Genomic DNA, 23,203 nt, shown 5'->3' on the forward strand with positions numbered 1-23,203 from the left:
TGCGGCGAGTTTCAGGCCAGGCCGGACTGACCTGAAACTCGCCACAGTCTATCCGGTTCGCCGCGCCGTTGATTGCGGAAACTCCAGCACTCCAGCCTCGGGTCGCCTGTGCTGCGCCTCCGTCACCGCTTCGATCAACAGATCGAGCGCTTCACAGGCCGTGCGACTCGTCTCGTCGTTGCCTTGCAGATAATGATAGGCGCGTTCGAGGTGGATGCGGGCGGCTGAAAAATCGCTGGTCAATGGTCCCTCCATGATCCCGCCCTAGAAGACCTTGCCGGAGACGAGGGAACGCGGGGTAAATATCCACAAGCGGCTTTTATTCAAATGCCGCAGAAACAGGGCGCGGCAGATGCGCTGTCAGGAGTGACGCCACCCAACTCTTTGCGGTGCCTTGCCGCGCGACTAGACTGTCGGCTCCCTTGTCCGAGGTGAGACCGATGATCGTCCAGGCCTGCATCAACGGCGCGCGTCCGCGCGATTTCCATCCCGCGCTACCGCTGACTGCCGAGGCGATGGCCGGCGATGCCGCCGCCTGCGTCGCCGCGGGTGCCTCCGAACTGCACATCCACCCGCGCGGCCTTGATGGGCGCGAAAGCCTCGCGGCCGTCGATGCCACCGTGCTGGCGGTGCGTCAGGCCTGTCCGGGCACGCTTATAGGCGTGTCGACGGGCGCCTGGATCGAGAACGATGTCGAGCGGACCCGTGCGGCGATCTCCGGCTGGCGGGAACTGCCCGACTATGCATCGGTCAATCTGTCGGAGGTGGATGCGCCTCGCGTGATGGAGCTGTTGCGCCAGCGTGGCGTCGGCATCGAGGCCGGGCTTGCCACCGTCGCCGACGCTGAGCGCTTCGTGGCGCTTCCCGACCACGACCGGGTGCTGCGCATCTTGATCGAGATCGACATCCCGGATCTGTCCGTGGCACTCGACGAGGCACACGGCATCGCCACGGTGCTCGATCGCGCAGGGGTGCGGCGGTCGATCCTGCTGCATGGCGTCGACACAACTGTCTGGCCCCTCGTCGAGCTTGCGTATCGCAAGCGCTGGTCGACACGGGTCGGCCTGGAAGACGGCAAGACGCTCGCCGATGGAACTGTGGCGAAGGATAACGCGGCGATCATCGCTGCCGCCGTGGCGATCTTTCGCGGCTAGTTTTCCAGAATGATCTGGATCGCCTTATCCACCACCGGATGCAAGCCGCTGGCCTGGAAGGACAGGCGGTTGCCGGAGCCGACATTGCTGGTCATGGCGATGGTCAGCTCTGAGATCGGGTCATGCAGCATGACGGCGACGTAGCCGGGGATACTGCCCTGGTGGCCGTAAAAGGCGCGGTTGGCGTAGTCGCTCTGGAACATGCCGGCGCCGGTCTCGCGCATGCGGGTGCCCGGAAAACTCGCTGGCACGCGGTGTTCGAACATCTCGGCGAAGAACGGCGGCGACAGCACTCTGCCGGAAAAGAGACCGCGCATGAAGCTCACCATGTCGGACGGCGTCGACACCATGTCGCCGCAGCCATAAGCGGCGCCGAACGGGAAGGAATCGGAAGAATCCTGCAATTCGTCGGAGTAGCGCAGCACGCCGTCCACGCGCCACATCTCGCCGCCGGAGGCGATGTCGGTGGGCGCATTCGCCGGCGGCGGGGGGCGGTGGTAGTAGCCACGCACCATCGACTTTTCCGGAAAGGCTTCGGTGGCCGGCGACCAGGTATTCTCCAAGCCGAGCGGCTGCAGCACCGCGCTTCTGACATAGCCGCCCAGCGACTGGCCTGTCACCGCCTCGATCACCATGCCGGCCAGCACATAGCCGGTGTTGTTGTAGACGGCGGGTCCGCCCGGCGCCTTCTGCTTGTCGGAAGCGAAGGCGATGTCGACCAGTTGCCGCGGCGTCCATTGCCGGCTCGGATCCATCGGAATGTAATATTCGAACTCCGGCAGGCCGCTGCGGTGGTTGATCAACTGGCGCACCGAAATGTCTTTTGCTTCCGGCAGGTAAGGAAACCAGCCGGAGATCGGCGCTCCGAGATCGAGCTTGCCGTCCTGGGCGAGCTTGGCCAGGGCCGCGGCAACGAAGGTCTTGGTGCAGCTGCCGATCTTGAACAGGCGTTCAGGCGAGACGGCAATGCCATGCTCCCGGTCGGCGAGGCCGGCGGTCAGGGGGGTTGGTGCGGCGCCAGTGGAGTATGCGAGTGATGCGCCTACCGCGCCATCGGTGAGATAGGTCTTGAGGAGGGCGTTCAGGTCTTCACACATGGATTCTGCTTTCGCCGCTAAATTGCTGGTTTCATAGATGATGTCGGTGCGTCCTCGGGCCGAGCCCGAGGGCAGGGTCGCCAAGCTTCACTCCGCCATATCGACAGCGGCAAAGTTCTGCCGGCCGAAGGGGTCGAGCACGTAGTTGAGCACGCTCTTGCGGATCGGGATCGCCACCACCGAATGGGCGATCGGCGCCACCGGCACCTCAACCTTCAGGATCGCTTGCGCCCTGGCATAGATCTCGGCGCGCTGTTTCGGATCGGCGGCGACGCGGCCGTCCTGCAGCAGCTTCTCGAAGGCCGGATCGCACCAGCGCGAGCGGTTGGAGCCGCCCTTCACGCCGTCGCAGGACAGCAGGTAGCTCAGCATGTTGTCGGGGTCGCCATTGTCGCTGCTGCCGCCGAGCAGGTAGGCGTCCTGTTCGCCCGCCGCGGTGCGCTTGAGATATTCGCCCCATTCAAAGCTGACGATCTCGGCCTTGACGCCGACTTTCGCCCAGTCGGCCTGGATCATCTCGGCCATGCGCTTGGCGTTGGGATTGTACGGCCGCGATACCGGCATCGCCCACAGGCTGATTTTCAGGTCGCTCTCGTGGCCGGCTTCCTTCAGCAGCGCCTTCGCGCCATCCGGGTCATAGTCGATGCCGGCATCGGTGACGGCGCCGATCTGCGCCGGCGGCACGACGCTGCCGGCGACCGTGCCGGCGCCGGCATAGACGGCGTCGACGATCGCCTTGCGGTCGACGGCCTTGGCCAGCGCCATGCGCACGCGGACATCGCCGAGCGGCTGATGTTCGACATTGAAGCCGAGAATGCCAATGTTCTGGCCCTTGAGGTCGAGCACGGTGATGTCGGGATCGGTGCGCAAATCGGCGACGGCGCTTGGCGGGGGCGGGGCGGCGACCTGGCACTCATTGGCCTTGAGACGCTCGACGCGCGTGGTCGGTTCGGGCGTAACGGCGAAGACCAGAGTGTCGATCTTCGGCGCGCCGCGCCAATAATCCTTGTTGGCGGCGTAGCGGATCTGGCTGTCGGGGACATAGGCCTGCAGCACGAACGGGCCGGTGCCCACGGGCTCGCTATCGATCAGTTCCGGCGTGCCGGCGGCGACCATCTTTTCGGTCTGCTCCAGGGACAGGATGGAGAGATAGTCGAGCGCAATGCCGGGCAGGAAGGTGACATTGGCAGCCGTCAGCGTGAAGCGCACGGTGTGGTCGTCGACCTTGTCGATCTTGTCGATCAGCGTGCCCATGCCCAGTGCGTTGAAATACTCGTAAGCGCCGCCGCCGAGCTTGTGGTAGGGATTGCTGGCGTCGCGCTGGCGGTTGAAGGTGTACAGCACGTCGTCGGCATTGAACTCGCGCGACGGTGTAAAGTGGTCGTTCGACTGGAATTTCACGCCGTGGCGTAGGTGGAAGGTGTAGATCTTGCCTTCGGCTGAGACCTCCCAGCTTTCGGCCAGCGCCGGCCCGACTTCGGTCGTGCCAGGCTTGAACTCGACCAGCCGGTTGAAGATCGTCTTGGCGGCGGCATCCATGGTGGAGTCCGCCGTGCCGATCGCCGGGTTGAAGGTCTCGGGATTGGCTTCCGAGCAATAGACCAAGGTTTTGGCGTAGGCCTGTCCGCCAAGAAGGACGGACGAGGCCAGCAAGGACGAGGTAAGGACTGCGCGCAGAACGGATTTCATCGCAAACGCTCCTGATGACACTTTACGGGTTGGGGGAAGGGCAGGCCGGTGAAGTTCATGGCGTCGCCGCCGGGGTGATGAAACGGTTGGGCGCAAGCGCGGCGGACGTGATACCGCGTGCCGTGAGATCGTCCGGCAGCGGCTGGCCGCGCAGCAGCACTGAGCCCAGCCGCGCCAGCGTCAGCGACACCTGGAAACCGTAGCCGCCCTGGCCGCCAAGCCAGAAGAAGCCGGGCAGGCGAGGGTCGAAACCGATGACCGGCGTGCGGTCAGGCGAAAAGGTGCGCAGGCCCGCCCAGGGCGTCGACGGACGGCCGATGCGCAGCGACGTCGCCTGTTCGATGCGGTCGACGGCGATGGCGACGTCGATGTCTTCCGGATAGGTGTCGCAGGGTTCGGAATCGGTCTCGTCGGCCAGCGAGCCGATCAGCCTGCCGGCATCGGGCTTGAAGTAGAATTGTTCATGCAAATCGACCACCAGCGGCCAGGCGCTGATGTCCATGCCGGCGGGCGGATCGAACAGGAAGGCGGTGCGGCGCTTCGGCCGGAAGCCGAGACCGGAGAGACCGGCCAGCCCGGCGACGACATCGACCCAGGCGCCAGCGGCGTCGACGACGATGTCGGCCTGGTAGGCGCCGGCACTGGTGGTGACGCTGAAGCCGTTTGCGACGCGGGAAATCTCCAGCACTTCCTCGCCGGTGCGGATCACGCCGCCGCCGGCCTTGAGCGCGGAGGCTGAAGCCGCAAGCATCTTTCCCGTGTCGACATCGAGCGCGCCGGGTTCATGCACGCCGCCGCAAGTGGTTGCCGTGGCGATGACCGGCACCAGAGCGGTGACTTCTGCTGCTGACAGGCGCCGTACGCTCGGCACCAGTGCCTGCATCTCGGCCGCCATGCGGTCGACGGCTGCACTGTCTTCGACACCGCCGACGTGCAGCGCGCCGCGCCGGTGGGCGGCGAAGCCGCCATCGATGATCGCCTGTCGGCTGGCTAGCGACAGCGCCCGCACCAGTGCATTGCCATAGGTTTCTGAAAACAGCGCGGCCGAGCGGCCGCTGGCGTGATAGCCGAGATGCGGCTCGCGCTCGAGCACTGTGACCTCGGCCCAGGGCTGCACGGCAGCCGCCAGCGAAAGGCCGGCAATGCCGCCGCCGATGACGACGATTTTTTGGATAGACTTGGATTGCATGCCCTAGGGGTAGAAATAATTTCGTATCCAGTCAATATTTAGCGTATAAGAAAATTGTTGGTGTTGTTGATGGCGGCAGAGAGTTGGACTACCTAGGGTGGACTGGCGGCTCGATGGGCCGCGCAACGGAGCTGACGATGTCGGAGCAACCGAACCTCGGTGATTGTCTGCGCGGCTTGAGGAAAACGCATGGCTGGACCTTGCAGGAGGTCAGCACGCTGACCGGCGTCGCGGTGTCGACGCTGTCCAAAGTCGAGAACGACCAGATGTCGCTGAGCTACGACAAGCTGCTGCAGATCTGCGAGGGGCTGAACATCCATGTCACCGAGCTGCTCAGCGGCGACCGCAAGCAGCCGGCCGCGCGCACCCGTCGTTCGGTGACTTCGCAGTCCAACACGCTGCGCCAGCTGACCCGCAACTACGACTACCGCTATCTGGCCACCGATCTGGTGCGCAAGCGCATGGTGCCGATCCACGCCTATGCACGCGCCCGCACGCCGCAGGAATTCGGCCCGCTGACCAGGCATGCCGGCGAGGAATTTTTGATCGTGCTCAAGGGCGAGATCGAACTGCACACCGACCAGTACGCGCCGGTGCGGCTGAAACAGGGCGACAGCGTCTACATCGATTCCACCATGGGTCATGCCTACCTCTCGGTCGGCGAGGGCGACGCCGAGATGCTGTGCGTCTGCTCCGGCGACGAGCCTGATATGGAAGGCACGCTGCTGAGCGTGCTGGAGACGGTGGAGGGGTAGGGACTAACATTCTCGATGGCTGCGCCGCCCCTCATCTGGCTGCCGCCATCTTCTCCCCGCAAGGGCAGGGCTATCGCATATGGAATTCCTGAGATGTCTGCCCGGCACGGACCCCCACCCCTAACCCCTCCCCAAAAGGGGAAGGGAGACTTCCGTTGGCGCTGACCCAGAAGCATCGCCTGTCTTTTCGGCGCCAACAAGAATTAAAGGCACGCGGCAGCATTCCCTCCCCCTTGTGGGGAGGGTTAGGGTGGGGGTTCTTCCTCGCAAGAATCCATATGCGATAGCCCTGCTGTAAACGGGGAGAAGGACGATCCTATTGACGGGCGGCGCTGGCTTCGACAATTGAGCCCCCACTACATCGCAACCACACGCCCCATTCCCCGCCGAACCGCCTCGCGATAGGCGAGATCGGCCGCCACCATGTCCTCCATAGCAACGCCCATGGCCTTGTAGACGGTGACCTGATCGGCGCTAACCCGTCCCGGCCGCCGCCCGAGCAGCATGTCGCCGAGCTCGGTTCCGGTTTGCGGATCGAGGTCAGCGAGTTCGCAGGAGCCGACCGGCGTCGGGGCAAAGGCCTCCCTGGTCTCGACGAACAGGCTGGCCCTGCCGATAAGCTCGACCGGCAGTTCGCCGCCGGGCGGGGCGACGCCGACCGATGAGATGTGAGTGCCGGGCCGCACCCAGTCGGCCGAGATCACCGGCGCATAGGAATGCGTTGCCAGGCAGACGACGTCGGACGAACGCACCGCGGCCTCGATATCGGCGACGGCGACGACGCCGGGATGCTGCGCGGCAAGCGCCTGCGCATCGGCGAATTCCTTCGAGACGACGCGGATCTCGGTGAAGTCGCGCACCAGCGGCAGAAGATTGAGATGCTGGCCGGCCTGCACACCGGCGCCGACCACCGTCGCGACCTTGGCGTCGCGGCGGGCGAGTTCACGCACCGAGAGCACGGCGGAGCCGGAGGTGCGCACGGCGGTGATGTAGGTGCCGTCCATGACGCAGACCGGCATGCCGGTCTGCGGATCGAACAGATGGATGGTGGCGAGGTGGCTGGGGATGCCTCTGGCGACGTTGCCCTCGAAGACGTTGACGATCTTCACCGTCAGATGCATGCCTGCCATCCATGCCGACATCGCCAGCGAATAGCCGACCTGCGGAATGTCGAGCTGCGGCCGTGCCGGATTGACCACCTTGCCGCCGGACAAGGCCTTGAAGCCGCCGGCGAGCACGTCGAGAAGCTGGCGCAGGTCGATGCAGGTTTTCACCTCGGCCTCGCTCAGGATGAGCACCGGCGTGTCACCCTTGGCCTGGGCGCTGCGGGAGGTCGATATCGCTGATGTCATGGAATCCGCTTTCGTTATGGGTTGCACGACAACGGTATTGCGATCTATCAGCGTGATGAAATATGCTGTTTTCGTTATTTTGGCGTGACTATCACGCGTGCCCGGCTCACAAAGCGTGAATCCTGAAATGGACGATCTCGACCGTATCGACCGCTCGCTGCTGCGTTTGTTGCAGGAGGACGGCCGCCGCACGACGCTCGATCTGGCGCGGCGGGTCGGCCTGTCGCCGACCGGGGCGACGCAGCGCGTCAAGCGGCTGTTCGCCGAAGGCTTCATCCGCGCCGTGCGCGCGGTGCTCGATCCTGCTCGGATCGGGCAGGCGCAGCTCGTCTTCATCGAGGTGCGGCTCGACCACACGGCGCCGCATGTCTTCGACCGCTTCGCCGAGGCGGTTCTGCGGGCGCCCGAGATCATCGAATGCCACATGGTGGTCGGCGGCTTCGACTATCTGGTCAAGGCGCGCATCGCCGACATGGCGATGTTCCAGGATTTTTTGCAGCGGGTCATCCTGCCGCTGCCCGGGGTGCGGGAAACGCACACCTACGCCTCGATCGCCAATGTGAAGCCCGACGCCCTGCTGCCGATCTAGACCGGCGGCCGTTCCCCCGCATCCAGCAGCCATTGCCGCACCGCTTGCGTCGGCTCCGGGTGCCGCTGCTTTCTCGGCATCACGACATAAAAATCCTGCGTGCCGCGCATTTCGCCGCTGACGGGCTGAACCAGGCGGCCCGTGGCGAGATCAGCGGCGACGAGGAAGCGGCTGGCCAGCGCAATGCCCTGGCCGGCGACGGCGGCGTCGATGGCGAGGCCCGTCTGGTTGAAGCGCATCCGTTTCAATTCGGTCGTCATCTTCAAGCCGACCGCTTTCTCCATGAATTCCGGCCACAGATTGTGGGCATCGTGCAGCAGCACATGGTGCTGGATTTCGGAGGCTGCGATTTCAGCAGCATCTTCCGGCAGCAAGGCCGGGCTGCAGACGGCGACGATCTGCTGGGGAAACAGCAGGTCGACGACCAGACCGGCGCCGAAGGGTGGGCGGCCCTGGCGCACCGCGATGTCGACGCCATCGGCCTGGAAGCTCGACAGGCTCTCGCTGGCCAGAACGCGCAGGTCGACAAGCGGGTTGTGCGCGACGAAGTCGTGCAGCCTCGGGATCAGCCATTTGGTGGCGAAGCTTGGCGTCACGCTGACCGTCAGCCGCGCCGGTTCGGGACGCAACAGCAGCGTCGCCTCGGAGATCAGGTCGAAGGCGCGGCGGATGTTGGGCACATAGGCGCGGCCCTCATCGGTCAGCGCCAGGCCGCGCGGCAGCCGCTCGAACAGCTTTGTGCCGAGATCGGCTTCCAACCCGCGAATGTGCTGGGCGACCGCCCCTTGAGTGACGTTCAGCTCCTCGGCCGCGATGCGGAAGTTGAGATGACGCGCCGAGGCTTCGAAGGCGCGCAGCGCATTCAATGGCGGCAGGCTGAGGAAGGCTTCGGGCATGCAGGAGTTTTTCTACAGGTTGATTTCAAGCATTCTGGTTCGAACCGGTGTGGAAAACCAGCTATATCGACGTTCAACTCCCGAAAACACCGTTTGCGGTGCCCGCCAACCCTGAGAGGAAAATCCGATGAGTGTAGAAAAAGTAGCTGTGGTGGTGGCCGGCGGCAGCGGCATGGGTGCGGCGGCGGCCAAGCGGCTGGCGGCGGACGGCTTCAAGGTCGCCATCCTTTCGTCTTCCGGAAAAGGCGAGGCGCTGGCTGGGGAATTGGGCGGGCTCGGCGTCACCGGCTCCAACCAATCCAATGAAGATCTGCAGCGCCTCGTCGACCTGACGCTGGAGCGCTTTGGCCGCATCGACGTGCTGGTCAACAGCGGCGGCCACGGGCCGCGCGCGCCGATCCTCGAAATCACCGACGAGCAATGGCACACCGGCATGGATGTCTATCTGCTGAACGTCATCCGTCCGGTGCGCATCGTGGCGCCGCAGATGGTCAAGCAGAAGGGCGGCGCCATCATCAACATCTCGACCGCCTGGGTGGTCGAGCCGAGCCCGATGTTCCCGACGTCCGCCGTGTTCCGCGCCGGGCTTGCCGCCTACACCAAGATCTTCGCCAACACCTATGCCGCTGACAATGTACGCATGAACAATGTGCTGCCCGGCTGGATCGACAGCCTGCCGGCCACCGAGGAGCGCCGCGACAGCGTGCCGATGCAGCGCTACGGCACCTCGGAAGAGATCGCCGCGACCATCGCCTTCCTGGCTTCGGAAGGCGCCGGCTATATCACCGGCCAGAACATCCGGGTCGACGGCGGCATTATCCGCGCTATTTGAGGGCGTCGATCGGGAGGGGGACTCCGGCATCTCACCCCAAGGAGCAAAGAATGCGGCTTTTGATACTCGGCACCGGCTGGATGGCGCAGGAACATGCGCGGCGCTTCATCGCCATCGACGGCGTCGACATTGTCGGCGCGGTCGATGTCGATCCGGCCCGGGTCGGCGAGTTCGCCGACAGCTTTGACATTCCCAACCGCTTTACCGCGCTGGATGAGGCGCTGGCATGGGGCGAGTTCGACGCGGTGGCCAATGTCACGCCCGACCGCATCCATCACCCGACCACCATGACGCTGATCGCCGCCGGCAAGCCGGTGTTGTGCGAGAAGCCGCTGGCCGAAAACTTCGGCAAGGCGACCGAGATGGCCGACGCCGCCGAGGCCGCCGGCATCGTCAACATGGTGAACCTGACCTATCGCAACGTCGCCGCGCTGCAGAAGGCTCGCCAGATGGTGCAGGCGGGCGAGATCGGCATGGTCAGGCATGTCGAGGCGTCCTATCTGCAAAGTTGGCTGGTGTCGAAATTCTGGGGCGACTGGCGCACCGATCCGAAATGGCTGTGGCGCCTGTCGCGCGGCCACGGCTCGAATGGCGTGCTTAGCGATGTCGGCATCCACATCCTCGATTTCGCCAGCTATGGCGCCGCGGTCGACATCGACCATGTCTTCTGCCGGCTGCGCGCCTTCGACAAGGCGCCCGGCAACCGCATCGGCGACTACGGGCTCGACGCCAATGACAGCTTCGCCATGACGCTGGACTTTTCCAACGGCGCCTTCGGCGTGGTGCATGCCAGCCGCTGGGCAACAGGCCATCTCAACGAGCTGCGTCCTGCGCATCTATGGCGAGAAGGGGGGCATCGAAGTGGTGCACAATCTCGATGGTTCGACGCTCAAGGCCTGCATCGGCGAAAACGTCGAGAACGCTATATGGGAAGAGCTCGACGCCGGCACGGTGCCGACCAACTACCAGCGTTTCACTGACGCAGTGCGATCCGGCGTGCAAGCCGAACCGTCCTTCCGCCATGCCGCCGAATTGCAGCAGGTGCTGGATCTGGCAGTGGTATCGGACGAGAAGCGCGCGGAGCTGCGGGCGAGTGCGGAAACGCGGTGAGCTGGGGCGAAGCGGCGGAGAGCGCGAGCGCCAGCGGTCGAGATAGCACTGCCGCCAACTTCGGATTGGAGGCTGCGCCAGTCAGGGGCCGGTTACGAGCGAAAAAACCAGTTTCTGCAAATTGCCGCCATCGCCGAATTCGACGCGGTCGAAATCGCGGCTTGCCTGCACACGCGCCTTCGAAATCGCGTCGAGCCGCTTGACCACCTCGGCCCTTGTCTTGCTGCATTTGGGATCGTCGGCGACGGTCAGGGCGTCCGTAGCGGCTTGGATATCGTGGACCATCTGGACCATGCTGGCGCCATGCACCTTCTCATGGGCGGCGACGCCGGCGATGAAGGTTTCCCAGTTCTTCTGGACGGCGGGCGGCAGGGAGCCGGAGGGTTTTGGCAAGGTGTAGGTGACGATCAGCTTCGGCCGCCCGGCCGTCAGCACGCAGTCCTTGCCCCTGGGCCGGTAGTCCCTTAACCCCCAGGTCAGCTTGAAATTGGTGTAGGCGATGGCACGGGCAATGCCGAGCTTTGGCCCTTTCTCGCCGATCGAGCGGTAGAGTTCGGCGCCGGACCGGCCCGAGATCGCGTAGGGCTCGATCTTCTCGATCGGCTTCCACTCGGCATGAGCGATGAGCGGCAAGGCCAGCAGGGCAACAAAGGACAGACACAGGCGAACGCAGGCTTTCAATCCAACTCTCCGCGAAACAGGACTGGTTGCCGCAAGGGGCAATGCCATCGGATCGCTTTTCCTATATGCTGCCGACGGGCGCTGCAAATGCCCTGGAGGCAGTCAATTGGGGGAGTCATGAGAGTTGCACATCTCATCGTCGCTGGTGCCTTGGCGATCCTGCAGGCCGCGCAGCCGGCGTTTGCCGCGTCGTGCGGTGGCTGGAGCGCCAAGATGGAGGAAGACGAGGGCGGCAGCGTGCTGACGGCTTCGGTCTGCGGCGGGCCGAAAGGCGATGCGCATCTGATGCTCACCTGTTTCGACACGCCGGTGCTGAGCTACGATCTCGGTGCCACCGGCCAGCAGCTGGAACCTGGCATCAGCGGTTCGTTCGCGTTCAAGGCCGACGGCAAGACGGTGACCAGGACGCTGCAGCTGGAGGCCATGTACAATTACTTCGTGGTCAACCTGGCGAAAGCCGATCCGCTGCTCGACCTGTTGCGCGGGAAGGGCGATGTCAGCGTCAGTGCGGCCAAATATGGGGAGATCAGCTTTCCACTGAAGGGGTCGAGCGCGGCCATCGGCAAGGTGCTGGCGCAGTGCGGCAAGGCCGGGCCAGCGGATGGGGATTGAGGGGTTCTACAGTTCGATGCCGGCGCAGGAATGAGGCGGTTCTCGTTGGCTCACCGGGCTTGCTGCCGAACCACCCCACCCAGTCGCGCCGTCGCGGCAATCAATTCCTCATCCAAGAATCCCGAAAAACCCAGCACCAGACCTTGCCGGGGCGCCCCGCCGATGAACATCGAGGACAAGGCCCTGGCGCCGACACCCGCCGCCTTCGCCGCCTCGACGATCGCGGTGTCAGGCCCGGCGCGCTTCAGCGTCGCCATCAAATGCAACCCCTGTTCGGGCACGGTTACTTCGAGGGCATCGCCGCAATGCGCCTCGAGGCCGGCGACCAGCACGTCGCGCGCGGCCTGGACGCGGCGGCGCACGCGCCTGAGATGGGCGGCGAAATGGCCTTCGTTCAACAGGTCGGTCAGCGCGCCTTCGGCCAGCGTCGAGGGGAAGCGGTCGGAGCGCGCCCTGACCGCCATCACGGCATCGAGCAGCGCTTCGGGCACCACGACATAGCCGATGCGCAGGCCGGGGAAGAGGATTTTCGAGAAGGTGCCGAGATAGGCGACACGGCCTGAACCGTCCATGCCCTGCAGCGAGGTCAGCGGCGGGCCGGCATAGCGGAACTCGCTGTCGTAGTCGTCCTCGATGATCCAGGCATCGTTGCGCCGCGCCCAGTCGAGCAAAGCGAGACGGCGGCGCATCGTCATCGTCACGCCGAGCGGATATTGATGCGAGGGCGTGACATAGGCCGCGCGCGCCTTGGAGCACAGGCTTTCGCCGATCTCGGGATCGAGCCCTTCCGCGTCGACCGGTACCCCAAAAACCCTGGCGCCGCTGCCAGCCAGCACGGCCTGCGCCATCGGGTAACAGGGGTTTTCGATCCAGACGGCATCGCCGGGGCTGAGCGCGGCACGCACCAGAAGATCCAGCCCCTGCTGCGTGCCCGAAGTCAGCACGATCTGGCCGGCGTCGCAGCGCACGCCGCGTGCGGTCCTGAGATAAGTTGCAATTGCCGTGCGCAGCGGCAGGCCGCCGCGCGGGTCGCCATAGCGAAAATGCTCCGGTCCGGGGCGGGTGAGGTGACGCGACAACAGGATGCGAAACATATCGAGCGTGCGCGGATCCGACACCGCCACGCCAAGGCCGCAAGGCAGCGAGGTCGCCGCGTCGATCTCCGGCGGACGCGGCTTGACCAGTGCTGTCGGCAGATGCGGCACGTCAGGCGCGACGAAGGTGCCGGCGCCGACCTTGGCAACCGCAAACCCCTCCGAGATCAGGATTTCGAAACAGGCGACCGCCGCCGAACGCGACAGGCCGAAGCGCTGTGCGAGATCCCGGGTGGTCGGCAGTTTCGCCCCGGCGGCCAGCGCGCCGGTCTCGATCAGCCGCCGCAGCGCCGCATATAGTTCACGGCTGCGCGGGCCGTCGCCCGGCAGGACCGGGATCAGCGCCGACCAATCCGGAAAATTGGTCTGGTTTTTCTTCATCAGATTGGTTCTTTTATCAACCAATGTCATGGCGCATGGTTGGCAGACAACAACCAAGGATGCAAGCCGTGAACGACACGCCAGCCAGCTTTCCGACCACCAGCCGCAACCGCATCAAGCGCCTGCACGAGCGCGGCAGCTACGACCATGCGGCAGTCTTCGCGGTGCTGGATGCCGGGCTGCTGTGCCATGTCGCCTATACGTTCGACGGCCAGCCCTATTGCACGCCGACCATCCACTGGCGCGAGGACGACATGCTCTACTGGCACGGCTCGTCGGCCAGCCGCATGCTGCGCAATCTGCGCGGCGGCACGCCGGCGTGTCTCACGGTGTCGCATCTCGACGGGCTGGTGCTGGCGCGCTCGGGCTTCAACCACTCGGCCAACTACCGCTCGGCGATGTGTTTCGGCACGGCGCGGATCATCGATGAGCCTGAAGAGAAACTGAAGGCGCTGGCCGGCGTCGTCGACCGCTTCTACCCCGGCCGGAATGAGACCCTGCGGCCGATCTCGGCGCAGGAGGCCAAGGCGACGACGGTGATCGGCATGCGCATCGAAGAAGCGTCGTCGAAGGTGCGCGCCAAGGGGGTCGCCGACGACGAGGAGGATTACGGGCATCCGGTGTGGGCCGGCGTCATCCCGGTGCGGATGGTGGTCGGCGCCGCCGAGCCGTGTCCGAGGCTGCTGCCTGGGACGGTGCGGCCGCAAAACCTGGCTAGATATGCCGAGGGTGCGAGGCTCGATGAGGCGGTGACGCGGGCGCAGCGAGCGTATGAGGGCAAAGTTTAGCCAGCGCCGGGAGTGTATTAAAATCTTGCCGCTGCCGCCGCCTCGCGATATCTCGACACAATGATCACCTTCCGCCGTGCGCAGGCCTCCGACCTGCCTGATATCGTCGCGATGCTGGCCGACGATCCGCTTGGCGCCGGCCGCGAGGACGCCTCCTTGCCGCTGGCACAAGGCTATATCGACGCTTTCAACGCCATCGACGCCGATCCCAATCAGTTGCTGGTGGTGGCCGTGGATGGCGGCGAGGTGATCGGCACCTTGCAGATATCTTTCCTTGCGGGCCTGTCGCGCAAGGGCGCGTGGCGCGGGCAGATCGAGGCGGTTCGGGTTGCCGGCCACCGACGCTCGGGGGGCGTCGGCAGGCTGATGATCGAATGGGCGATCGACGCGTGCCGGGCGCGGGGCTGCAGCCTTGTCCAGTTAACCACCGACAAGGGGCGGGCGGACGCGCACCGCTTTTACGAAAGCCTCGGCTTTACCGGTAGCCATCTCGGCTACAAGAAGAGCCTATAGGCGGGCGGAACCACTGCACACTTTTGTGGAACGGCTCGCGGCGTTCGAGCATCGCGCCACCGCTGGCGCATTCGGGAAATCGTTCAGGCATACTTCAACTCGCGACCAAGAGGGGATATAGGTCAGTCAAGTTGACCTATATTGCAGCGTCTGGGGAGGCGTGTCGTGACCCTTATGAATCTGTTGGCCTCGCGCTCGTCGCGCATGAAAGCGTCCGAAATCCGCGAGCTCCTGAAGCTGCTCGACCAGCCAGACATAATCTCGTTCGCCGGCGGTATTCCCGATCCCGCGCTGTTCCCGGCCGAGGCGATCCGCGACGCCTATGCTTCGGTGCTCGGCGGCGCCGAGGCGGGTGCGGCGCTGCAGTACCAGGTCTCGGAAGGCTATCTGCCGTTGCGGCGCTGGCTCGCCGGGCAGATGGGCAAGCTCGGCGTCGCCTGTGACGAGGCCAACATCTTCATAACCTCCGGCTCGCAGCAGGCGCTGGATTATCTCGGCAAACTGTTCCTGTCGCCGGGCGATACCGCGCTGGTGACGTGGCCGACCTATCTGGGCGCGCTGCAGGCTTTCAACGCCTATGAGCCTCGCTACGATCGGCTGACCCCGGCCGGCGGCAACATGACGCCCGATGCCTATCGCGCGGCGGCGGCTGCAAATGGCGGCAAGGCCAAATTCGCCTATCTGGTGCCGGATTTCGCCAACCCGACCGGCAACACGCTGAACCGTGAGCAGCGCGAGGCGGTGCTCGACCTTGCCGGCGAACTCGACATCGCCGTCATCGAGGATGCCGCCTATCGCGCGCTGCGCTATGACGGTGAAGGCGAGCCGCCGATCCTGGCGCTCGACTGCATCAGGTCCGGCGGTATCGACAAGGCGCGCACGCTCTATTGCGGCTCGTTCTCGAAGATCCTGTCGCCGGGCATGCGGGTCGGTTGGGTGTGCGCGCCGCGCCAAATCGTCGAGAAGCTGGTGCTGATGAAGCAGGCCTCCGACCTGCATAGCCCGTCGATCAACCAGGTGGTGATGCATCGCGTCGCCGAAGCCGTGTTCGACGGCCAGGTGGAAAAACTTATCGGCGCCTATCGCGAGCGCCGCGACGGGCTGCTCTCGGCACTGGAAGCCCACATGCCGGAAGGCGTGACCTGGAGCCATCCGGAAGGCGGCATGTTCGTCTGGGTGACGCTGCCGGAAGGGGCCGACGCCACCGAGCTTCTGGCGCGGGCGGTCAAGGAGGCGCGCGTCGCCTTCGTGCCGGGCAGCGCGTTTTATGCCGACGGCACCGGGCGCAACACGCTGCGGCTGTCCTTCACGCTCGCCGACCGGCGCGCGGTGAGCGAAGGCATTCCCAGGCTAGCCGCCATCCTGAAGGGATAGGCCGGCGCCGGAAGCCGGCTTTGCCTCCGCCGTTACAGTCACCAGCCGCTCAAGCTTTGAAAGCCTGGTGCGAGCGAGCTTGCGGACCGGCTTTTCGAAACCTTCTTCGCCGTTTTCGACGACGAAGACCAACGTCATGAAATCGAGCATGAACTCATCTATGGCTGCCGCGACCTCGCGCGACCTGCCCTTGAACCGGCGCAGCAGAGCGGTTGCTTCCTCGATATCGTCGACACCGGCGCTGTCGACAAGCGCTTCGAGCCTCTGAAAACAATCCAATCGCAATTCCTCCCACCGCGCCACCAAACCCGGTTGCGAGCGGAAAGTTCCAAACTGAGAGTGGTCTCGCGAAAGAAATCGCCTCCACCGCTCGAATTCCGCGGTTTCGACCGGGCGTTGGCATTTTTCTGTTCGGGTGGAACCTCCGCGGCCAACAAAGGTTCTTACCAGGTCTGATCCCCCCTCAGACCTCTGAAGGCTAGAGATGCTTTCCAAAGGCCCGCTGGATCCCCTCCCAGCGGGCCTTTTGTTTGCTGGACGGAAGGAGTATCCGCATTGACGACGCCCTGTCCGAACCTAAATTCGAACCCACACGAGGAGGCGTTTTCATGGAAACCCAGGAATTGCATCGCGGCCGGCTCATCGACCACATCCAACTGGTGGTCAGGGACCTTGCGGCCAGCCGGCGTTTCTACGAGGCGGTCCTGCAGGCGCTCGATGCCCCGATTGGCGGCAGCGGCGCCGACTTTTTCTGGGTCGACGAGCTGTTTGTCTCCACTGCCGACAGCCGGGCCGCACAGGGAAAACTCACCGGCCGGCATCACCTGGCTTTCCAGGCAAAGGACCACGCCATGGTCGACGCCTTCTACAAGGCCGGGCTGGCGGCTGGCGGCACGGACAATGGCGCACCGGGCGAACGGCCCTATCACCCCGGCTATTACGCCGCCTTCCTGCTCGATCCCGACGGCAACAACATCGAGGCCGTCCATCACGGCCCGCATAGTCGCAGCGCCGCTTCGGTGAAGATCACCTTCTAAGCTGCCGATATTCAGCCGGCCGGGATCGCGGCCGCATGGGGCGATGCTGGAGAGGCTGCTTTGCGTTGCCAGATTGGTGGCCACGATGCTAACCGTGCGAATGGCGAGCGGGAATCGGTATCGAAGCAACGCGCGCTGCAAAATCCTCAATAAAACTCCCCTTACCCCCGTGGAGATATATTTTTTATGCAAAACCCAACAAGGGCGATCTGTGGCGCCACGCTTTTATTTGCGATCGGGGCCGTTGGCCTCAGAAGTATATCACCTTTTGCTTATGTTTCATCGGCGCAGGCGCAGGAGGAATATCTTCCGACCCAGAAGGATTTTGTCGGCAAATGGAAACTGAACGGTGGGGCCATCCGGCCGCCGCGCGATATGAAGGATGCGCCGACACCGGAACAGGAAGCGGCCGCCAATGAATTCCAGCAGACGGTGACCGCGTTTTACGGCGCGTTCGACTATCTGGAGATCACGGCGGACGGCCGCTACAATTTTCATCAGCCGGGTGATCCGACGTCGGGGCCTTGCGTCTGGTGCGGAACTTGGTCCTTCAGCAAGAGTTCGGCGTGGCTCAAGCTGGAGACGGCGCCCCGGCTGGATATCTACGCCAAGGACGGCGACATGCAGATGACCTACACTGTCGAACCCGACGAAAAATCGAAATATGCATGGCTGGTTTTCGGTTGGACAAAGGCCGAGTAGGCGGCGGCGCACGGCTCGCCAAACGGGCCTAAGCGGCTTTTCATCCATCTCGTATCCTCGTATACGAGATGGAGCCAGCCGCCCGAGGAGACCGCATGAACCCGCTGCCTGAAACCGTGCCGTTTTTCAGCCAGTGGGAAACGCCTGATATGACCACGGCGGTGCTTGCCGACGGCGCGGATGTTGCCCTCAGGCGGGATCCGCTGTGGCGGAGGTCGGGCGCGGAAACTCTCGATGAGTATGCGGTCTGGGCGGTCAACATCTGCGGCATGGCGTGCCTGAAGATGATCCTGGCAAGCCGCGGCGAGATCGTGCCGACGATCGAGCTTGCCAGGCGCTGCACCTTATATGGCGGCTATGTCGTCAACGGGGGATCGATCAAGGGGCTGATCTACGCGCCCTTCGTCAGCTTCGTGAAGGAAGCCTTCGGCCTGCGCGCCGAGGTGATGACCAATGTCGCGACAGCGGAGATTCCGGCGATCATGCAGCGGACGCGCTTCTTCATCGCGTCGGTCAGCAGTTCGATCCGCTGGCCCGAGCGCGAGCCTCCCTCGAAGGGCGGCCATCTGGTACTGGTCACCGCGGCGTCGGATGAGAGTTTCCGTTTCCACAATCCGTCCGGCCATATCAGCGCCACACAGGCAAACGCAGTATTGGCGCCAGCCGATTTCGACCGTTTCTTCGCCAATCGCGGCATTGCCGTTGCCATTTGATTTTTTGACAGTTGAGGGATTTCGATGACCGCTAAGACAAGGGTAGCCATCCTCTATGGCGGACGTTCGGCCGAACATGACGTGTCGCGCCTTTCGGCTGCCAATGTGCTGAAGGCGATCGACCGGATGCGCTACGACATCGTGCCGATCGCCGTTTCCCGCAGCGGCAGGTGGCTGCTGCAACAGTTGGCCGCCGGCGACGGGGCAGGGGCGCCGGCATCCGAGGACGGCATCGAGGTCGCGCTGCTGCCCGGCGGCAAGGGCAGGCTGGTCGCCATATCGCCGGATGGAACGCAGCCTGATCCCGTCGATGTCGTCTTTCCCGTCCTGCACGGGCCGTTCGGCGAAGACGGCTCGGTGCAGGGCTATGCCGAGGTTGCCGATGTCGCCTATGTCGGCTGCGGCATCCTCGCTTCGGCCGCCGCCATGGACAAGGATGTCGCCAAGCGGCTGATGCGCGAGGCGGGATTGTCGGTTGCCCGCTCCGTCACCGTGCATCGAAACGGCAAGCATTCCTTCCAGGAGATTGCCGGGATGCTCGGCCTGCCGTTCTTCGCCAAGCCGGCGCGCCAGGGCTCGTCCTTCGGGGTCAGCAAGGTGAATGACAGGGACGGCTTCGAGCAGGCCATCGACACGGCTTTCCGCTACGACGGCAAAGTGTTGATCGAGGAATTCGTAGAGGGCCGCGAGATCGAGTTCTCGGTGCTGGAGCGCGCCGACGGGTCGCTGACGGTGTCGCTGCCCGGCGAGATCATTCCGGCCGGCAAGCATGGCTTCTACACCTATGAGGCCAAATATCTCGATGCCGACGGCGCGTTGGTCAAGGTGCCCGCCGATATCCCGGCCGATGTGGCCGAGAAGGCCAGGGATATGGCGCGGCGGGCATTCCAGGCGCTTGGCTGCGAAGCCATGGCGCGCGTCGATTTCTTTCTGCGCGCCGATGGCAGCCTGCTCGTCAACGAGGTCAACACCATTCCCGGATTCACCGACATCTCGATGTACGCCAAGGCGCTGGCGGCATCAGGCATCGGCTACAGCCAAACCATCGACGTGCTGATCGAGCACGCGCTGGCCAGGCATGCGGCGCGCTGATCCGAACGAGCGAGCCTGACTTCCATTCCGCGCGTTGAGAGCGGCCGACGCGGGCCGGATCATTGCCTGTTGAGTGAGGTGTATTTCACCGTTGGCTAAAGTTGCACGTCGGCTCTATATGCCCGATCATGGCATTTGGCAGGGAGGCATCACGTGGCCAATCGTCGAAACGGCACGGCGTCTCCGGCTGATGGGCCGGGGGACGCCCTTTCAGCGGCCGCGCTTCATCCGCGAACCTCATTGCCCAATGTGGCGGCCATCGTCACGACAGTGGCGGCACTGTATTTCGGGCGCGAGGTTTTCCTGCCCATCGCGATCGCGCTGCTGCTGACCTTCGCCCTGGCGCCGCTTGTCTCAGCTCTTAAAAAGGTCGGTATCCCCCGGATTGCCGCCGTCATTGCCAGCGTGCTCGGCGCTTTCGCGGCCCTTGGCCTGTTCTCCTTCATCGTCGCCACGCAGGTCAGCGAACTGGCGCAGAACATCCCGGTCTACCAGACCAACATCCTGACCAAGATCCGCTCGCTCAAGGAAACCGGGGTGGGGGGCGGGATCCTTGCCAGACTGAGCAAGGTGGTCGAGCGGGTCGGCCAGGAGATCGACAGGCAGGACCCCTCGCTGCCGGCTGCCACCCCGGAAAAGCCGCCGCGCGAGCCGGTGCCGGTCGAGATCGTCGCGCGCGAAAGGCCGCTCCAGGTCCTGCAGAACATCGTCGGGCCGCTGATCAGCCCGCTTGGGTCGGCCGGGCTGATCATTGTCGTCGTCATCTTCATGCTGCTCGAGCGGGAGGATCTGCGCGACCGCTTCATCCGGCTTGTCGGCTACGGCGACCTCCACCGCACCACCGAGGCGCTTCAGGATGCCGCCAAGCGGGTGGGCCGCTATCTGTTGATGCAATTGGTCGTCAACATCGTCTACGCCGTACCGATCGCGATCGGGCTCTGGGCTCTCGGTATTCCCAATGCGCTGCTGTGGGGGCTGCTGGCGCTGGCGCTGCGTTTCGTGCCCTATATCGGCCCGATCATAGGCATGCTTTTGCCGCTGTTCCTGGCGCTGGCCGTTGCGCCGGGCTGGTCGCTCGTGCTGTGGACGGCCGCCCTGTTCGTGGTGATGGAGCTGATCACCGGCAATGTCATCGAACCCTGGCTCTACGGTTCGCGGACAGGACTGTCGCCGCTGGCGATCATCGTCGCGGCGATTTTCTGGACGTGGCTTTGGGGGCCGCTCGGGCTGATCTTGTCGACACCGCTCACGGTCTGCCTGGTGGTGCTGGGCAGACACGTGCCGCAGTTTGAATTCCTCGACGTTCTGTTCGGCAACGAGCCCGTGCTCGAACCCCATGCGCGCCTGTACCAGCGGCTGCTGGCCGGCGATCCGGAAGAAGCCACCGACCATGCCGAGGAGATGCTGGAGGAGAAATATCTGGTCGAATTCTACGACAAGGTGGCCATTCCGGCGCTTCTGCTGGGCGAACAAGACCGTGTGCGCGGCGTCATGGGCGATTTGCAAAGGCGGCAGGTGGCGGCCAGTGCCCTGATGCTGGTCGCCAATCTCGACGACAGCGCGCAGGAGGAGGCAGGCGAGGAGGAGGAGCCGCCCGTGGCCGCAGAGGCGAGCGACGATGGCGATCCCAACGGGGAGGACGAGAAGACCGACCTGCCCGATGGCACGGATATGTCCGTGCTTTGCGCCGGTGGGCGTGGCGAACTCGACGACGCCGCCGCCGCGATGCTGGCGCAGGTGCTGGAGGTCCAGGGCGCGACGGTATCGAAAGCCGGCTTTGCGGATATGGAGCCCGCCAGCATTCGCCGCCTTGAGCTCGAAACCGTCGACACCGTCGTGGTCGGTTTCCTGAACCGGGATTCCGTCAAGCACGCCCGTTTCCTGGTTCGCCGGCTGAAGCGCGCGAAGGCCGCACTTCGGGTGGGAATCGTGTTCTGGTCGGAGGCCGCTGCTGAGGACAAGGAAACGGCCGACAAACTGGCCCGTGACATGAACGCGGATTTCGTGGCGCATGGCATGGTCGACGCCGTGCTGGGCGCGCTGTCAAACGAGCCGCCGGTCGCTCTCAAGCTTGTCGCCAAACGGCGCATGCGGCGACAGCGGGCCGCGTCCAAGAAGGTCACGGCGGCAGCGGCGGGTTAGGCCCTGCCTTCGCCTTCTTCGGCAATGTCGGGGACAAGCCAGGCACGAATTGCGGAAAATAGTTCAGACCGATGTCGATTTCCGGGAGGCCCATTCGTCTTGACGATAGGGAGCCGAAGAATTCACCCAATCAGGAACGATGCGATGACAATCACCATCACGGCATTTGAACGATCGCCCGATCGCGGCAAGGGACTGGCGCGCGATACGCGCGTTCGCTGGGCGCTCGAAGAAGCAGGGCAGCCTTATGAGGTTCGGTTTGTTTCCTTCGCGGAGATGAAGGCGCCTGGCCATCTGGCCCTCCATCCCTTCGGCCAGATCCCTACCTACGAGGAGGGTTCTCTCTCACTGTTCGAGACCGGCTCGATCATCCTTCACCTTGCCGAGCAGCACGCGGGCCTTCTGCCCGGCGATCGCGATGCCCGCGCGCGTGCGATCACCTGGATGTTTGCCGCACTTAACACAGTCGAGCCGCCGATCCTCGAATTAACGACGGCAAAGATATTCGAAGCTGACAAGCCCTGGAGCGAGGAGCGTTTGCCATTGGTGAAGGATCGTGTTCGCGCCTGTCTCGACAGGCTCTCGGCTCGCCTGAGCGCCGCCGAGTGGCTCGACGATGCATTCAGCGCGGGCGATCTGTTGATGGTATCGGTGCTGCTGCGACTAAGAATGTCGGGCATTTTGGACGAATATCAAAACCTTGCTGCCTATGTGGCGCGCGGTGAAGCTCGGCCCGCTTACATCAGGGCTTTCGCTGCGCAATTTGCGGTCAACGCCCCGAGCACGCTGGACAGGCATGGCGCGAACGCTCTGAGATGTTCGCAAAGCCAGGGATGATGCAGCGGATTGTAATTCTTGGAAATGCCGGAAGCGGCAAATGACCCTGGCGCGGCAGATCCCAGACTTTTGCAGGCGGTGAGGAATGCTTGAAATTCGCCCAGCCCAAGAAGCCGACCAGCCGGCGATCGTGCAACTATGGCACCAGGGCTGGCATGATGCCCACGCGCATCTGGTTCCGGCCGAAATCCTGGCGTACCGAACGCCCGCGCATTTTTCGCTGTGGCTGGAGCAATCCGCCGATGCATTCCATGTGGCGGCAGCCGATGAACTGCTTGGCTTCGTCGCCATCAACGGAGCGGAGCTGGTGAAACTCCACGTAAGCCCGCAAGCACGGGGAAGCGGGACCGCCCGCGATCTGCTGTCACGCGCCGAGCATCTCTTGTCCGAGCAAGGCGTGGCTGAGGCCGAGCTTTTCTGCACGGCGGGAAATCTCCGCGCGCAGAGATTTTATGCCCGCGAAGGGTGGCGCTTGAGCCGCACCTTCGAAGACGCACTTTGGCTGCCGGACGATGTCGCCGGCAGGTTCACCGTGGAAACCCACTGCTATCGGAAGCATCTGGGCTTTCGGTAG

Annotated in this window: 24 protein-coding genes and 1 pseudogene; 16 read left to right on the plus strand and 9 right to left on the minus strand. The window is 64.3% G+C overall.

Going from position 1 to position 23,203, the window contains the following annotated elements; all coding sequences use genetic code 11:
• Positions 1-48: 48 nt before the first annotated feature.
• Positions 49-243: a hypothetical protein gene (locus NKI99_RS14000; RefSeq protein ID WP_023813860.1), complete on the minus strand. Its 195-nt coding sequence runs from the start codon at positions 241-243 to the stop codon at positions 49-51.
• Positions 244-440: 197 nt separating this feature from the next.
• Here NKI99_RS14000 and NKI99_RS14005 point away from each other — a divergent pair, with 197 nt between their 5' ends.
• A complete protein-coding gene (locus NKI99_RS14005) occupies positions 441-1,154 on the plus strand; it encodes a 3-keto-5-aminohexanoate cleavage protein (protein ID WP_352441261.1) in 714 nt (237 codons plus the stop codon).
• Here the strand turns inward: NKI99_RS14005 and NKI99_RS14010 are convergent.
• From NKI99_RS14010 to NKI99_RS14020, 3 genes are read right to left on the minus strand one after another with little or no spacing between them, the layout of a single operon-like run.
• Positions 1,151-2,335 (minus strand): serine hydrolase domain-containing protein, encoded by a 1,185-nt coding sequence (locus NKI99_RS14010; protein WP_352611175.1) that lies wholly within the window; start codon positions 2,333-2,335, stop codon positions 1,151-1,153. The genes NKI99_RS14005 and NKI99_RS14010 overlap by 4 nt on opposite strands.
• Before the next feature lie 3 nt (positions 2,336-2,338).
• Positions 2,339-3,940, minus strand: coding sequence for an ABC transporter substrate-binding protein (locus NKI99_RS14015; protein WP_352611177.1), 1,602 nt, complete (start codon positions 3,938-3,940; stop codon positions 2,339-2,341).
• A 55-nt stretch (positions 3,941-3,995) separates the two neighbouring features.
• Positions 3,996-5,129 carry an NAD(P)/FAD-dependent oxidoreductase gene (locus NKI99_RS14020; RefSeq protein WP_128306019.1) on the minus strand — a complete coding sequence of 378 codons (1,134 nt, stop codon included), beginning with the start codon at positions 5,127-5,129 and terminating at the stop codon, positions 3,996-3,998.
• A 137-nt stretch (positions 5,130-5,266) separates the two neighbouring features.
• On the opposite strand from NKI99_RS14020, the gene NKI99_RS14025 reads away from it, so the two are divergent.
• On the plus strand, positions 5,267-5,884 hold the full coding sequence (locus tag NKI99_RS14025; RefSeq protein ID WP_128306018.1) for a helix-turn-helix domain-containing protein: 618 nt from the start codon (positions 5,267-5,269) through the stop codon (positions 5,882-5,884).
• Positions 5,885-6,240: 356 nt separating this feature from the next.
• Here the strand turns inward: NKI99_RS14025 and NKI99_RS14030 are convergent, their stop codons facing one another.
• On the minus strand, positions 6,241-7,236 hold the full coding sequence (locus NKI99_RS14030) for an ornithine cyclodeaminase family protein (RefSeq protein ID WP_023813854.1): 996 nt from the start codon (positions 7,234-7,236) through the stop codon (positions 6,241-6,243).
• Positions 7,237-7,363: 127 nt separating this feature from the next.
• On the opposite strand from NKI99_RS14030, the gene NKI99_RS14035 reads away from it, so the two are divergent.
• Positions 7,364-7,825 (plus strand): Lrp/AsnC ligand binding domain-containing protein, encoded by a 462-nt coding sequence (locus tag NKI99_RS14035; protein WP_023813853.1) that lies wholly within the window; start codon positions 7,364-7,366, stop codon positions 7,823-7,825.
• On the opposite strand, the gene gcvA is transcribed toward NKI99_RS14035, so the two are convergent.
• Positions 7,822-8,721 (minus strand): transcriptional regulator GcvA, encoded by a 900-nt coding sequence (gene gcvA / locus NKI99_RS14040; protein ID WP_352611178.1) that lies wholly within the window; start codon positions 8,719-8,721, stop codon positions 7,822-7,824. The two genes, NKI99_RS14035 and gcvA, sit on opposite strands and share 4 nt — an antisense overlap.
• A 127-nt stretch (positions 8,722-8,848) precedes the next feature.
• Between gcvA and NKI99_RS14045 the strand changes: the two genes are divergently transcribed.
• Positions 8,849-9,553 carry an SDR family oxidoreductase gene (locus NKI99_RS14045; RefSeq protein ID WP_023813851.1) on the plus strand — a complete coding sequence of 235 codons (705 nt, stop codon included), beginning with the start codon at positions 8,849-8,851 and terminating at the stop codon, positions 9,551-9,553.
• A gap of 50 nt (positions 9,554-9,603) precedes the next feature.
• Positions 9,604-10,663: pseudogene (locus NKI99_RS14050) on the plus strand (Gfo/Idh/MocA family protein).
• Positions 10,664-10,744: 81 nt separating this feature from the next.
• On the opposite strand, the gene NKI99_RS14055 reads toward NKI99_RS14050, so the two are convergent.
• Positions 10,745-11,344 carry a DUF922 domain-containing Zn-dependent protease gene (locus NKI99_RS14055; RefSeq protein WP_352611180.1) on the minus strand — a complete coding sequence of 200 codons (600 nt, stop codon included), beginning with the start codon at positions 11,342-11,344 and terminating at the stop codon, positions 10,745-10,747.
• Positions 11,345-11,461: 117 nt separating this feature from the next.
• Here NKI99_RS14055 and NKI99_RS14060 point away from each other — a divergent pair, with 117 nt between their 5' ends.
• The gene (locus NKI99_RS14060; protein ID WP_352554530.1) at positions 11,462-11,956 is read left to right on the plus strand and encodes a hypothetical protein; all 495 of its coding nucleotides are present in this window, start codon (positions 11,462-11,464) and stop codon (positions 11,954-11,956) included.
• 50 nt (positions 11,957-12,006) lie between these two features.
• Here NKI99_RS14060 and pdxR read toward each other — a convergent pair whose 3' ends face one another.
• Positions 12,007-13,431, minus strand: coding sequence for a MocR-like pyridoxine biosynthesis transcription factor PdxR (pdxR, locus tag NKI99_RS14065; protein ID WP_352611181.1), 1,425 nt, complete (start codon positions 13,429-13,431; stop codon positions 12,007-12,009).
• A gap of 35 nt (positions 13,432-13,466) precedes the next feature.
• On the opposite strand from pdxR, the gene NKI99_RS14070 reads away from it, so the two are divergent.
• The 3 genes from NKI99_RS14070 (at position 13,467) to NKI99_RS14080 (ending at position 16,106) form a co-directional block, all read left to right on the plus strand.
• A complete protein-coding gene (locus NKI99_RS14070; RefSeq protein WP_352611182.1) occupies positions 13,467-14,219 on the plus strand; it encodes a pyridoxamine 5'-phosphate oxidase family protein in 753 nt (250 codons plus the stop codon).
• 60 nt (positions 14,220-14,279) lie between these two features.
• Positions 14,280-14,732, plus strand: coding sequence for a GNAT family N-acetyltransferase (locus NKI99_RS14075; RefSeq protein ID WP_352611183.1), 453 nt, complete (start codon positions 14,280-14,282; stop codon positions 14,730-14,732).
• 174 nt (positions 14,733-14,906) lie between these two features.
• On the plus strand, positions 14,907-16,106 hold the full coding sequence (locus tag NKI99_RS14080) for an aminotransferase-like domain-containing protein (RefSeq protein WP_031213765.1): 1,200 nt from the start codon (positions 14,907-14,909) through the stop codon (positions 16,104-16,106).
• On the opposite strand, the gene NKI99_RS14085 is transcribed toward NKI99_RS14080, so the two are convergent.
• Positions 16,083-16,385: a hypothetical protein gene (locus tag NKI99_RS14085; protein ID WP_352441257.1), complete on the minus strand. Its 303-nt coding sequence runs from the start codon at positions 16,383-16,385 to the stop codon at positions 16,083-16,085. The genes NKI99_RS14080 and NKI99_RS14085 overlap by 24 nt on opposite strands.
• A 329-nt stretch (positions 16,386-16,714) precedes the next feature.
• On the opposite strand from NKI99_RS14085, the gene NKI99_RS14090 reads away from it, so the two are divergent.
• From NKI99_RS14090 to NKI99_RS14120, 7 genes are all read left to right on the plus strand, one after another.
• The gene (locus tag NKI99_RS14090; protein WP_352611184.1) at positions 16,715-17,143 is read left to right on the plus strand and encodes a VOC family protein; all 429 of its coding nucleotides are present in this window, start codon (positions 16,715-16,717) and stop codon (positions 17,141-17,143) included.
• A gap of 186 nt (positions 17,144-17,329) precedes the next feature.
• Positions 17,330-17,845, plus strand: a complete 516-nt coding sequence (locus tag NKI99_RS14095; RefSeq protein ID WP_352611185.1) for a hypothetical protein — start codon at positions 17,330-17,332, stop codon at positions 17,843-17,845.
• A gap of 95 nt (positions 17,846-17,940) precedes the next feature.
• The gene (locus NKI99_RS14100) at positions 17,941-18,558 is read left to right on the plus strand and encodes a cysteine peptidase family C39 domain-containing protein (protein WP_352611187.1); all 618 of its coding nucleotides are present in this window, start codon (positions 17,941-17,943) and stop codon (positions 18,556-18,558) included.
• A gap of 24 nt (positions 18,559-18,582) precedes the next feature.
• A complete protein-coding gene (locus tag NKI99_RS14105; protein ID WP_352611188.1) occupies positions 18,583-19,650 on the plus strand; it encodes a D-alanine--D-alanine ligase family protein in 1,068 nt (355 codons plus the stop codon).
• Between the two features lie 153 nt (positions 19,651-19,803).
• Positions 19,804-21,792: an AI-2E family transporter gene (locus NKI99_RS14110; protein WP_352611189.1), complete on the plus strand. Its 1,989-nt coding sequence runs from the start codon at positions 19,804-19,806 to the stop codon at positions 21,790-21,792.
• Positions 21,793-21,936: 144 nt separating this feature from the next.
• Entirely contained in the window at positions 21,937-22,629 is a 693-nt protein-coding gene (locus NKI99_RS14115) for a glutathione S-transferase family protein (RefSeq protein ID WP_352611190.1), read from the plus strand.
• 85 nt (positions 22,630-22,714) lie between these two features.
• On the plus strand, positions 22,715-23,203 hold the full coding sequence (locus tag NKI99_RS14120; protein WP_352611191.1) for a GNAT family N-acetyltransferase: 489 nt from the start codon (positions 22,715-22,717) through the stop codon (positions 23,201-23,203).

This window comes from Mesorhizobium sp. M0239 (assembly GCF_040321815.1).
In the GTDB taxonomy this organism is placed as follows: domain Bacteria; phylum Pseudomonadota; class Alphaproteobacteria; order Rhizobiales; family Rhizobiaceae; genus Mesorhizobium.

Bases quoted from the DNA above. Each gene is read 5' to 3' on its own strand.
- NKI99_RS14005 (WP_352441261.1), top strand. From the start codon at position 441: ATGATCGTCCAGGCCTGCATCAACGGCGCGCGTCCGCGCGATTTCCAT.
- NKI99_RS14015 (WP_352611177.1), bottom strand. From the start codon at position 3,940: ATGAAATCCGTTCTGCGCGCAGTCCTTACCTCGTCCTTGCTGGCCTCG.
- NKI99_RS14020 (WP_128306019.1), bottom strand. From the start codon at position 5,129: ATGCAATCCAAGTCTATCCAAAAAATCGTCGTCATCGGCGGCGGCATT.
- NKI99_RS14025 (WP_128306018.1), top strand. From the start codon at position 5,267: ATGTCGGAGCAACCGAACCTCGGTGATTGTCTGCGCGGCTTGAGGAAA.
- NKI99_RS14030 (WP_023813854.1), bottom strand. From the start codon at position 7,236: ATGACATCAGCGATATCGACCTCCCGCAGCGCCCAGGCCAAGGGTGAC.
- NKI99_RS14035 (WP_023813853.1), top strand. From the start codon at position 7,364: ATGGACGATCTCGACCGTATCGACCGCTCGCTGCTGCGTTTGTTGCAG.
- gcvA (WP_352611178.1), bottom strand. From the start codon at position 8,721: ATGCCCGAAGCCTTCCTCAGCCTGCCGCCATTGAATGCGCTGCGCGCC.
- NKI99_RS14045 (WP_023813851.1), top strand. From the start codon at position 8,849: ATGAGTGTAGAAAAAGTAGCTGTGGTGGTGGCCGGCGGCAGCGGCATG.
- NKI99_RS14060 (WP_352554530.1), top strand. From the start codon at position 11,462: ATGAGAGTTGCACATCTCATCGTCGCTGGTGCCTTGGCGATCCTGCAG.
- pdxR (WP_352611181.1), bottom strand. From the start codon at position 13,431: ATGAAGAAAAACCAGACCAATTTTCCGGATTGGTCGGCGCTGATCCCG.
- NKI99_RS14070 (WP_352611182.1), top strand. From the start codon at position 13,467: ATGGTTGGCAGACAACAACCAAGGATGCAAGCCGTGAACGACACGCCA.
- NKI99_RS14075 (WP_352611183.1), top strand. From the start codon at position 14,280: ATGATCACCTTCCGCCGTGCGCAGGCCTCCGACCTGCCTGATATCGTC.
- NKI99_RS14080 (WP_031213765.1), top strand. From the start codon at position 14,907: ATGAATCTGTTGGCCTCGCGCTCGTCGCGCATGAAAGCGTCCGAAATC.
- NKI99_RS14090 (WP_352611184.1), top strand. From the start codon at position 16,715: ATGGAAACCCAGGAATTGCATCGCGGCCGGCTCATCGACCACATCCAA.
- NKI99_RS14095 (WP_352611185.1), top strand. From the start codon at position 17,330: ATGCAAAACCCAACAAGGGCGATCTGTGGCGCCACGCTTTTATTTGCG.
- NKI99_RS14100 (WP_352611187.1), top strand. From the start codon at position 17,941: ATGAACCCGCTGCCTGAAACCGTGCCGTTTTTCAGCCAGTGGGAAACG.
- NKI99_RS14105 (WP_352611188.1), top strand. From the start codon at position 18,583: ATGACCGCTAAGACAAGGGTAGCCATCCTCTATGGCGGACGTTCGGCC.
- NKI99_RS14115 (WP_352611190.1), top strand. From the start codon at position 21,937: ATGACAATCACCATCACGGCATTTGAACGATCGCCCGATCGCGGCAAG.
- NKI99_RS14120 (WP_352611191.1), top strand. From the start codon at position 22,715: ATGCTTGAAATTCGCCCAGCCCAAGAAGCCGACCAGCCGGCGATCGTG.